Source organism: Nodosilinea nodulosa PCC 7104, from assembly GCF_000309385.1.
In the GTDB taxonomy this organism is placed as follows: Bacteria; Cyanobacteriota; Cyanobacteriia; order Phormidesmidales; family Phormidesmidaceae; genus Nodosilinea; species Nodosilinea nodulosa.
In genome coordinates, this window is sequence record NZ_JH976538.1 from 251,332 (window position 1) to 261,845 (window position 10,514).

Annotated in this window: 10 protein-coding genes; 4 read left to right on the forward strand and 6 right to left on the reverse strand. The window is 55.3% G+C overall.

The features are described from left to right. Nucleotides 1-151: 151 nt before the first annotated feature. The 3 genes from LEPTO7104_RS36060 to LEPTO7104_RS0129415 form a co-directional block, all read right to left on the reverse strand. Complete coding sequence (locus LEPTO7104_RS36060) at nucleotides 152-2,770, reverse strand: NACHT domain-containing protein (protein WP_017302158.1); 2,619 nt, start codon at nucleotides 2,768-2,770, stop codon at nucleotides 152-154. A gap of 414 nt (nucleotides 2,771-3,184) precedes the next feature. After that, nucleotides 3,185-3,334, reverse strand: a complete 150-nt coding sequence (locus LEPTO7104_RS40745) for a hypothetical protein (protein WP_017302160.1) — start codon at nucleotides 3,332-3,334, stop codon at nucleotides 3,185-3,187. A 39-nt stretch (nucleotides 3,335-3,373) separates the two neighbouring features. Continuing rightward, nucleotides 3,374-3,673 (reverse strand): hypothetical protein, encoded by a 300-nt coding sequence (locus LEPTO7104_RS0129415; protein WP_017302161.1) that lies wholly within the window; start codon nucleotides 3,671-3,673, stop codon nucleotides 3,374-3,376. A gap of 45 nt (nucleotides 3,674-3,718) precedes the next feature. On the opposite strand from LEPTO7104_RS0129415, the gene LEPTO7104_RS0129420 reads away from it, so the two are divergent. Beyond that, nucleotides 3,719-4,510: an IS5 family transposase gene (locus LEPTO7104_RS0129420; protein ID WP_017296610.1), complete on the forward strand. Its 792-nt coding sequence runs from the start codon at nucleotides 3,719-3,721 to the stop codon at nucleotides 4,508-4,510. 20 nt (nucleotides 4,511-4,530) lie between these two features. Here LEPTO7104_RS0129420 and LEPTO7104_RS40750 read toward each other — a convergent pair whose 3' ends face one another. Genes LEPTO7104_RS40750 through LEPTO7104_RS0129430 form a run of 3 tightly spaced genes read right to left on the reverse strand, consistent with a single transcriptional unit; the run spans nucleotide 4,531 to nucleotide 6,341 of the window. Further along, the gene (locus LEPTO7104_RS40750) at nucleotides 4,531-4,677 is read right to left on the reverse strand and encodes a hypothetical protein (protein WP_155523990.1); all 147 of its coding nucleotides are present in this window, start codon (nucleotides 4,675-4,677) and stop codon (nucleotides 4,531-4,533) included. Then, complete coding sequence (locus LEPTO7104_RS0129425) at nucleotides 4,674-5,162, reverse strand: hypothetical protein (RefSeq protein WP_017302162.1); 489 nt, start codon at nucleotides 5,160-5,162, stop codon at nucleotides 4,674-4,676. Before LEPTO7104_RS0129425 ends, LEPTO7104_RS40750 begins: the two co-directional genes overlap by 4 nt. Nucleotides 5,163-5,207: 45 nt before the next feature. Beyond that, nucleotides 5,208-6,341: a ParM/StbA family protein gene (locus tag LEPTO7104_RS0129430; protein WP_017302163.1), complete on the reverse strand. Its 1,134-nt coding sequence runs from the start codon at nucleotides 6,339-6,341 to the stop codon at nucleotides 5,208-5,210. Nucleotides 6,342-6,956: 615 nt separating this feature from the next. On the opposite strand from LEPTO7104_RS0129430, the gene LEPTO7104_RS40755 reads away from it, so the two are divergent. From LEPTO7104_RS40755 to LEPTO7104_RS0129445, 3 genes are all read left to right on the forward strand, one after another. Continuing rightward, entirely contained in the window at nucleotides 6,957-7,274 is a 318-nt protein-coding gene (locus LEPTO7104_RS40755; protein ID WP_035985554.1) for a hypothetical protein, read from the forward strand. Between the two features lie 10 nt (nucleotides 7,275-7,284). Further along, on the forward strand, nucleotides 7,285-9,975 hold the full coding sequence (mobF, locus tag LEPTO7104_RS36065) for a MobF family relaxase (protein WP_017302165.1): 2,691 nt from the start codon (nucleotides 7,285-7,287) through the stop codon (nucleotides 9,973-9,975). Between the two features lie 167 nt (nucleotides 9,976-10,142). Next, nucleotides 10,143-10,496, forward strand: a complete 354-nt coding sequence (locus LEPTO7104_RS0129445) for a CU044_2847 family protein (protein ID WP_017302166.1) — start codon at nucleotides 10,143-10,145, stop codon at nucleotides 10,494-10,496. The last annotated feature ends 18 nt before the right edge of the window (nucleotides 10,497-10,514 follow it).

Below are 10,514 nucleotides of genomic sequence, written 5' to 3' on the forward strand. Positions count from 1 at the left end.
TGATGCCGCTTCCCAGATGCCTTACGCACATCCGGCAGGTCCGCGAAGGCTTCGAGAATCTCAATTCTCTCAGGCCGTGCCTCAAGGCTAGGTTTCGAGCCAACGGCAGAGGATTGCGAGGGAAGATGCATAAGCCTTAGCGAAAAGGTGATCAGCCTGAAACTCTAGCATCCTCAGCCTTCCTTGAGAATGAAATGGCCCTGGCGTCATTACTTAGGCTAACCAACAAACCAGATATTTCTATTTCCCCTTTTGTGTTGAAAAGCCCATGGGATAACTTTTCCTTAAGAATTTTGAACAACTCAGGAATAATTGTTTCATTTCCCAACGTTTTTAATACATGTGCAGCGCTTCTGAGAACATCGAGGTTCTCATCTTGAAGGAACTTGAGCAGCTCTGGGATAGCCGTCTCGCTTTTCAGTTCCTCCAGCGCTCTTTCTGCGCCAGAACGGATATGATAATCTTGATCCTTAAAAGCTTTCAATAATCCAGAAATAGCTTCTTCACCACCCAAATTTCCTAACACTTTCACGGCTCTACTGCGAACAGCGGAATCTTCATGCTCATCCAGAATTTTAATCAATCCACGGATAGCTTTTTCACTACCCAGTTCTTGTAGCACTCTTTCCGCTTCCCAGTGCAGTTCCTCATCTTCAAGACCTTTGAGTAATTCAGGAATAGCTGCTTCGGATCTCAGTCTACCTAGTGCTACTGAAGCACTAAAGCGAACAGAAGAATCTCTATCTTTATTAAGAGTCGAAATCAGTTCAGGAATAGCTGTCTCATCGCCTAACTCACCTAATGCTTGTGCCACCATCTTACGTACATCAGCATTTTTGTCTTGAAGATCTCTAAGCAGATCTTCAGTAAGTACATTGCCGCCTAGGTCTACCACTGCGGCTGCTACACTAAAAGGCTCATTAGGATAAACTTCTTCCAGTGCTTGTCTAAGTTCAGATATAGCTGCCTGACTCCCTAGTTTTGTTAACGCTACTTCTGCACTCCTAGATACATGATGATCCTGACTCTTGATTGCTTTACGCAACTCGGGAATTACTTCATCAGTTTGTGTTGCTTCTAGTACTTTTACCTTTAACCAATCGGGTAAGGTAAAACCACTTATCAATTCAATTGATTGCTTCTGGAATCTGAGGTTTACCTTTCCTGCCAATTGCGCCCCCAGCATTAAATCCACATCATTGATCGCCAGCTTTACCACCCGCAGTGACTGGGCTTCGTCATCCACCAGGGCCAGCATGAGGGCGATCGCTTCTGCCCACTTCAAAAGGTTGAGGTAATCTCGTTTGAGTCGCTCATTGCTTAGTTCTGGTAACTTGGGCAGTAAGTATTCTGCAGCATAATATTCCTGAATAAGTTGGTGGCGAAATCCTATTTGGTCTGTAGTGCTTCTTTGCAACAGGTGATACTTGAGCAGGTCGTCTAGAATATCGCGGGTAGGGAATTTCTCATTGGCAAAAATTCTTCCAAGTTCGCGTTCGGCTTCAGCCCGGTGAATCGCCACGCGAAAATCGACCGGGGTTTCGCCCTGCATCATTAGGGCTGCCAGGGCTTTGAGGGCTTCTTTCCAAAGGCGGCGATCGCTCAATGGCTTTACATCCCCCTTCAAAACCGCCACTTCATGTTTACGTTGGGCACTTTCTTCATACCCCTTTGCAAATATCCGAAACACCTCCGCCAGATTGGTGGGCATTTGCCGACTGGGCGACTGCTGAAACACCTCGCACAACATCCACAACAGCAGCGGGGTTTGGCCAAACTCTCGCAGGCGATCGCTCAACTGCCGCAGCATCGCCTCCGCCTGGTCGGGCACATAGGCGCGAATGAAATCCTTCATCTGCGGCTCAGTCAGCGGCTGCATCTCCAGCTTCTTCTCTATCCCCAGGTCGCCCCCCAGCCCCAGATCCCGAGTGGTGAAGATCATCGGCACCTTAGGGTGGTTCCGCCGAAAGGCTGTCAGTTGGGCTCTCGCGCTCTCCGAAGGCAGTTCATTCAAGCCATCAATCAGCAGCAAAAAACGCCCTTGGCCTAGCAGTGTGGACAGGGTAGAGCTATCCAACGTCATCCCGTGCCGTTGCAGAAACCCCTGAATCAGACCCTCAATGGAATCTTGCCAATAGCGCAACTCCACCAATACCGGTATCTTCTCTGACCCCCCTCTCCCAAAAGTGGGAGAGGGGTTGGGGGTGTAGCGCTCTGCGCTTCTCGAAGAGTGGGCTGCCTCTTCCAAAAGCAGTCGAATCAACGCCGTAGACTTGCCTGAACCAGGGCGACCCACCAGCAACACATGGTCATCGGCATACTTGCGAATCCCCTCCAGCACCGGCAGCCGTTCAGTTTTCTCCCGTTCCTCCGCTCGCGGGTCAGAGCCAGGGCTATCTGTTTCTTTGACAACGGTCTTTACCATCAAGCCAAAGTCAAACACGGAGGGCTTTTCGGGCGCGGGTTGCTCAACTCTGCCGACGGCATCCGTCAGGGTGTAATACTCCCACCATTTCTCGTAAGTAGCGATGAGCGATCGCAGGTAGGCATCAAACTCGAAATGATTGAGTTCGGTCAGATGCCGCGCGATCGCCTCTACCCCCGGTCCGATAGAGCTCTCGGCCCAGCCCAGCAGAGCGCTTACCTGGTCGCCGATGGTTGCCGCCGCTCCGGTTCGATTCATTCTGGGCATATTCACCACAATCAGCAGCCGCTCGAAGGCGGCGGGCGGCAGGTTGCTGAGGGCATCAAAGAGCTGGGTGCGATTCACGGCGGCAAAGAAAACCTTATCGCTATGATACTTCCAAAGAAATTGCCGGTAGCGCCTGTGAGAAGACCGAAACCCGTGTATTTATCCCAACTAGAGGAGATAGAGATCCTGTGGCCCGGTGACGTGCGGATGCTGGCAGAATTTGTCCTCCGGGCTCATGATGCCCGAGATCAGCAAGCCAGCTTGCACAACCCTGGGACGAGGACGCGATCACGCACTACGCTTCATGGTCTTGCAGGTCAGTTTGCCCACCTAACCTGGCTTCCCAAGGAACGAATTGAAACCATTTTCGTGGCTCACGGCTTTAACTTAGGGTCAGTCGTCGAATTTGATTGAAGACCCAAGTGCCATTCTGTAGTCTGGCAAGGACAATGATGATTTTCGCCCTGGTCAGCTAGGCTCCGCGAACGGTGGTTACGCTTCCATGCCATCCATCGGCCTAAAAAACGACGCCAACCCCTCAACCGCCAAAACAACCACCTCCTCGATCGCCTCAGGGTTCAGCGCATCCCTGATCGCAGCAGCAGCAGCTGCGGTCTCAAACTCGCAGATTTTTCCGCCCACGCCATAGCCTGCCTCCGCTTCTAGAACGTCGATTGGGGATTAGATTTCAGCCCCCTTCATAGCCTGCCCACGGAGTCTTCCTGGGCTTACTGGTGAAAGGTCTCGCTGTAGCTCTTGCCGAATCAGCGTGAACCGCTGCACATCTGCCTGCGTCAGCCAAGACTCAATTTCGTAAAACGTCTGCCCACCCTGCCTATGCGATCGCAACGTAAGAATCGTCTCCGGCAAATGGTGGGCATCGCCCCTAAACTCGATATTCAGATCGCGCCCCCGCTCCACAATCGTGTAGAACTGCTTAGAGGGTGTTTGAAAAGTCGGTCCGTGGGTAAAAAAGCTCACTCCGTGTAAGTTGCAGATAGAAGTCAGCAATGCCGGAGTGAGACGATGAGTAAAGACTACCCCAGCAATTTAACCCGTGCCCAATACGAGCTGCTGAGTGACTTGCTGCCTGAGGCCAAACCAGGCGGACGACCCCGCAGCGTGGATCTGTGGGAGCTGCTCAATGCCATGATGTATCTCCTGGTAGAAGGGTGCCGTTGGCGGGCCTTGCCGGGAGACTTTCCGCCATGGCAGACGGTGTACACCTACTTCCGGAACTGGCGCAAGGACGGCACCTGGATCATCATTCATGACCACTTGCGCGAGTGGACTCGGATTGAGCAAGACCGACACCCTCAACCGTCAGAAGCCGTCATCGATAGTCAGAGCGTGAAAAGCGCGGCCATGGTGCATGAGGCCGTTGGCTATGATGCGGGCAAAAAGATTAAAGGACGTAAACGGTTTCTGGGCGTCGATACCTTCGGCTTGGTGCTGCGGGTGCTGGTCACCGCCGCCAGTGTGCCGGAGCGTGAGGGGGGTAAGCAACTCCTCAAGCGCGTCAAAGCGATGGGGCCTGCCATCTCGAGACTGACCATTATTTGGGCGGATGGGGGCTTTGATGGCCCTGCTTTCATGATGTGGGTGATGGATACCTGTCGTTGGATTCTCCAAGTCGTGCTGCGACCTCAACAAACTAAAGGGTTCGTGCTGCTCAAGAAACGCTGGGTGGTGGAGCGTACCCTCGGTTGGCTGATGGGGTGCCGACGTTTGGTGCGAGATTATGAACTGCTACCCGAAACCTCAGAGACCCTCATCTACCTGGCCATGATCCGTATTATGGTCAGGCGGTTGGCATAATTTTTGACCCCTCAGATCTTTTAAAACGTCCTCTTACCCTCAAACACCCGCTGCCCCCGAGGTTGGTCGCGGCAAAATCGCTCCAGGAGCAGCACCGCCGTCCCCGCGATCTGCTCCTGGGTCTGGCGGTCAACGGGGATAGGTGTTCTGGGGCGCAGCGGGTTCACGTCAAGTCATTGATGAAAGGATTCAGCCCCGCCATGATGGCGGCATCGTCGCCCAAGAACTCCCGCAGTGGCTGATCCACCGGCCCTGGGTCGGGCAGGGTTTTGATGGGTACTGTTGGGGTGGATGCCGTGGAGCTATTGGCCGATGGTAGATGTCGTGGGTATGGCTTACCCAGTGAGAGCGCTGTCTTGGGTAGCGTTATCGAATCGTCGAAGGCTTCCATTTCTGGGAGAAACCGCTCCTTGATTTCTAGAATCTGATTCGTCAACTGCTGAATTGATCGCACAGCCTGCCGCCGAATTTCATCTTTGGGGGCTTGAACCGCTGCCATGGCAAACGGCCCATAGCAGCCATTCAGCGCTGATCGCATACGGGCGTGGAGGTCGTGGCGCGATTTTCCTCGGCAGTAACCGATAACCGCCATATCTAGCTCATCTCGGCTGGAGTACTGAATCCGAGCTTTCATTTCTGGCTTTTGAGTCATTACTTCTGAGTCCTTACCTTGGGTCTGTCCGAGTTGACTACAGCGCTATTGCGCCTGGGTTGGCTTGGCGCTGTACATAAACGTTTTGAACAACCCATAGACATCGGCCCAGCGGACGCTGGTGATCAAGTCGGGTTCAGCCGTGCCATCCTGGCCTCGCAGCACATCGGTCATCTCCTGTCGCAGGGCCTCGGCCCAGGTGATCTGCTGAGCAAGACCTCGCTGGTCAAAAAATTGCTCTAGCTCTGGCCGAATGAAATAGGCCGCACCCCCGCCGACAATCACATCCACCTCAGCCGAGGGCAGCCACTCAACCAGAAACTGATTCACCCGATCCAGATAAAACTCACGGGCATAGCTACAGGCTCTGGTCAGATCGAGAGCTTCCTTACGGCCTGGGACGTGAAAGGTGGGGTGCCCTTGCAAAACCGCTTCCAGCAGAGCCGGGTCGTCGGGGGCGACACCGGGTAATTCGGTGGCACACTGCTTCAGGTATTCCACGAACCCTGGCCCCTGGGAGGTGCTGTTGGTTTCCTGAGGCGTGCTGCCCTTCTCGAAGGTGAGAATGGAGAGATTGCGGTGGCCAAACATCAGGACGACAACGGTGGAGTCGCGAATCCCCACCCCGGCCCTGGCCAGCTGCAACCCCTTGGCCAAGTAAAGCCCGGCCCCCTCTGGCTGCATCTCGATGCGCTCTAGCTGCCCAAACAGAGACCGACCTCGAAAGCTGAAGTCTGAAATGGCTCCCAGAATCTGGGCTTTCAGCTCCTTGCGGTCTTGCCAGTATTCCTCCAATGGCAGCAGCAGGCCCAGTTGAGCAGTGAACTCACATCCTGAGCTATCGGTGTCCTGAGCGGCCAGAGTTTTCTCGGCAATGACGCCGAGGGTGGCGAGGATTTTGTAGACGGCGCGATCGCGTTTCGGTAGGGCCAGACCTGAGTCACCTTTTTGGGCGATCGCCAACGCCCCAATGACATAGGCACTATTGCCCACCATCACATAGGCACTGTCCTCGGGTTCTTGGCTAGTCAGCCCGCCCAACATCAGCCGATCAAGGCGAGCGGGGTTCAACCGAGCCACCTGGGGGTCAAGGTGCAGCAGGTAGGGCTGGCCCTGCCAGTAGAGGCACTTGGTGGCAGAGCTGCCCATGTCGATGTAGGTCTGGATGATCTGGGTCATAGTTTGAATGCCAATGACAGCGTTTAATCAACATCGTGAAGACGTAAGAATGTCTTCAAGTTTTCTGATCGATATCTGTATTCTGAGTCGTCGGTTTTATTCACGACTTAATAACGACTGAATTGTTATCTTCAGCAAAATCCATCATCGTTTTGATGACTGGTGAATTTCATTCACGACTTATTCACGACTTGATAACGACTTGTCTGTCCAGAATCCAAGGCAAGCCTGGAATCACCCAGTCATTCACGACTTGATAACGACTTAATCACGACTTGCTGGTTGAGAGATTTCTATGAGAGACGAAAATTAATCATTTTAGTGATGAATAAAAACAAAGTTTGCAGCTCGATAGGCTGAGCAGAACTGACATTTTCTGTGAGCTAAAACAGAGATTGTTACCCCTTGTCTTCTCCCCAGGGAATGCCCCGGCAAAAGCCTGATGGGCTGGCCTGGGGGCTACGCCACTCCACTGCGTTTCGTAGCTCCGCGTTTCACACACCACGCCCAGCCCTGGGCCAGGGGGTTGCTGAAACCCAGCAATATCAGGGGTTCCAGGTATGGGGGCCAATGGCCGGTCATTTACGAATCACTGACGAATTCACGGAAAAGCTCATGGGTAAAGGATTTAGCGTCTCGCTGCCCCTTGAAGAGGCGGCGATCGTCGAGAAAGAGGCCAATCGGTTGGGCCTACCCGCCGCCAGCATCATTCGCCTGATGATGCGCGATGGTCAGCAGCGCCGCGAACTGGAACGGCAGGTAGATGACCTGAAGGCCCGGATGGAGCTGCTGCAAGTGCAATTTCAGGGGCTCCAGATTTTGCTGGAGACCATTGCCCTGGAGCAGGCCAATGCTCGGGGGCCGCAGGCGCTGGAAAATCGCAAGGCGCTAATTCAAGAAATCCGCAAGCGCCAGGGTTTGGTAGAGGGCTAGAAGGTCAGCCATGCTCAGCCTGACGGTGATCAGCGCCAACCAGGGCGAAACCTACTACACCGCCGAGAACTACTACACCAACGAAGAGAACCAGGCTCACTCTGGTTGGTGGGGATCGGGGGCCAAGAGCCTGGGGCTAGCAGGTCAGGTGCAAGGAGACGACTTCAAAAATCTGCGCCATGGCTCTCATCCTCAGGGGCACCAGACCCTATCGGGTCGAAAGATTGACCCGGAGCGTCATCGGGCTGGGCTGGATTTAACCTTTAGTGCCCCAAAAAGCATCAGCCTGGCGGCCCTGGTCGGGGGGAATGAAGCGATAGAGCAAGCCCATCGCATTGCTGTTACTCGTACCCTGGCCATCATCGAGGAGCGCTATGCCCAAACGCGGGTGCGGACGCCGGAGGGACGGCAGGCAGTCGGCACCGGCAACCTAATCGTCGCCCAGTTCCACCACGACACCTCCCGCGAGAAGGATCCGCAGCTGCACACCCATTGCGTCGTGATCAATGCCACGCAACTGGCCAATGGCCGCTGGCAATCGCTCCACAACGACATCCTCTTCAAGCAGCAAAAGCTGTTGGGGATGATTTACCAAAACGAGTTGGCAGTGGAGGTGCAGCGCCTGGGCTATGGCATTGAGCCGAGGGCGAATGGTCAGTTTGAACTCCGGGGGTATCAAGCAGAAGACCTCCAGACCTTCTCCAAACGGCGGGAGCAGATTCTGGCGGCGGTGGAGGAGAACGCCACAGCCCAGGAGCGAGAGCTGGCCACCCTGATGACCCGTGCTCCAAAGGGCAAGGAAATTCCTCGGGAAGAGCTGCGCACCTACTGGCAGCAGCAGGCCCAGGTGCTGAAGCTGGAGCACCCTCACCCCCAGCCGATAGATTGGCAGAGCCAGCCAAAGCGGGGCACTCAAGCCGGGCTGACCCACTGCGCTGAGCGGGAGGCGGTGTTCCAGCGCGAGCAGGTGGAGCGGTTTGCCCTGGAGAACCATCTTGGGCAGCAGCTCTTTGATGACGTACAGCAGACCTTGGACACCGATCCGGAGGTGATTCACACCCATGACCAGCGGCTGACCACTCAGACGGCGGTTCTGCGAGAGCTGGAAACCATTCGCACAGTGTTGGAGGGGCGGGGAGATGTGGGGAGTATTGCCACCCCAGCCCTAGTGGAAGCACATCTGCGCGATCAGGGGTTGACCGAGGGCCAGGTGCAGGGGGTGATGTTGGCGGCCACCACCCGCGATCGCTTCATCGCTTGGCAGGGGGTGGCCGGGGCGGGGAAGAGCTATGCCCTGAACCAGTTTCGCCAGATTGCGGAGTCCAAGGGCTACACCGTCCGGGGCTTTGCCCCCAGTGCGGAGGCGGCGAAGTCGTTGGGCGACTCGGCCCAGATTCAGCCGGTGGAAACGGTGGCGGCGTTGCTGTGTGCTCAACCGGTGGAACCCAACCTGGCTCAGCCCGAAGTCTGGGTCGTAGATGAAGCGGGGCTCTTGAGTGCGAAGGATGCACTGGCCCTGGTGACCAAAGCCCAAGAGCAGCAGGCCCGAGTGATTTTGGTAGGAGACACCCGGCAGCTGTCGGCGGTGGAGGCGGGGAACCCGTTCAAGAGTTTGCAGCAGGCGGGGATGGCGACGGCCTACCTCACTCAGTCGTTGAGGCAGAAGAACCAGCAGATTAAGGCGGGGGTAGACCTGATTGCCGCTGGGGAAATCGCTGCTGGGGTGCGGCAGTTGAAGTCGTACATTCAGCAGGTGAGAAGTCAGGAGGCGAGGGCAGCGGCGATCGCCCGCGACTATCTCGCCCTAGCCCCAGAGGAGCGCCAGAAAACGCTGCTGCTGGCGGGCACCAACCAGGAGCGGCTGGCGATCACCCAGCTGGTGCGCGATGGTCTGAAAGCAGACGGCACCCTAGGGCAGAGTCTGACGGTAAAGCGGCTGAAGGCGAGGGATTTGACGGAAACCCAGGCGAGCTATGCCCACCATTTTCAGCCGGGGAATGTGCTGATTCCCCAGACCAGCTACAAGCGGCTGGGGTTGGAGAAGGGGCAGCGCTACGAGGTGCTGGCGACGGATAGCCACAGCAATGGGCTGATGCTGCGAGGGCAAGCCGGGGCGGCATTGCAGGTGGATCCAGCCCAGATCCGGCGGAAGTCGGTCTATGAGGTGGAGGGGATGGAGATTGCGGTGGGCGATCGTCTGCGGTGGACGCGCAATGACCATGCCCTGGGGCGACGGAATGGCCAGGAGTTTGAGGTGGTGGGCTTGGAGGAGGGGCAGGTGATGATTCGCTGGGGGCGCGGAGAGGTGGGGTGTTTCGAGGGTTCGGAGTTGGCGCATCTGGATTATGCGCTGGTCAGTACGACCTATGCGGCCCAGGGCAAGTCGGCGGAGCGAGTGATTGGGGCGTTGGATCGTTATGTGGGGCGGGAGAGCTTTTATGTGGCGGTGAGCCGGGTGAAGCACGACCTGAAGCTTTACGCCTATGAGGATCTGGATGCTTTGGTCGAGCGAGCGAGAAGATCTAGGGCCAAGGAAAACCCCAGTGAAGCTGGATGTAGCCCCTTTGGCCCGAACCAGTCCCCCTTACAAAATCTCAATAGTGATAGGGGTTTTTGGGGGCTTGCCGCTCAAACTAACTTTACTCTAACAAGAAGCCCCTCAAGAGGTGCTGAGAGAAACCAAGACAATCTAGAGCGGTAGTTTATAAAGCCCTCCAGATAAGGGTTCTGTCAATCATAAATGTTCTTGTAACCATGGATCCTGCTACAGTTGCTTGCCTGAGGACCCATCTGGTAATAAGGCTCGTGCCCGGAGCAAATAAGCGGCAAGTCTGAGATAATCGCACCAGACGCTCGCCAGGATGCCCCATGACTGATATCCAGAAGTTTGTGGTCAAAGATGACGACGGTGAAGAATACGAGTTCTATATTGAGCCGGGTGAGCTTGCCAATGTAGAACCTGATGGAGATGAAGGGTATCGAGACATCAGCTTACCCACCATCGACATGAAAAAAGTTCACAGCACCATCCGGGGCTATGCCAAATACGCTATCGGGGCGTTTGTGAACTTTAGCCTGGCAGAAATTGAGGAGATGAACCTGGAGTTCAATCTAAAGATTGCGGGCAAAGCGGGAATGCCCATCTTGGCCGAAGGGTCGGCTGAGGGAGCGTTTAAGATTCAGGTCAAATGCAAGTTCCCCGCTGCAGAATCTAAAGAGTAACCTGCTGATACAGCCTCC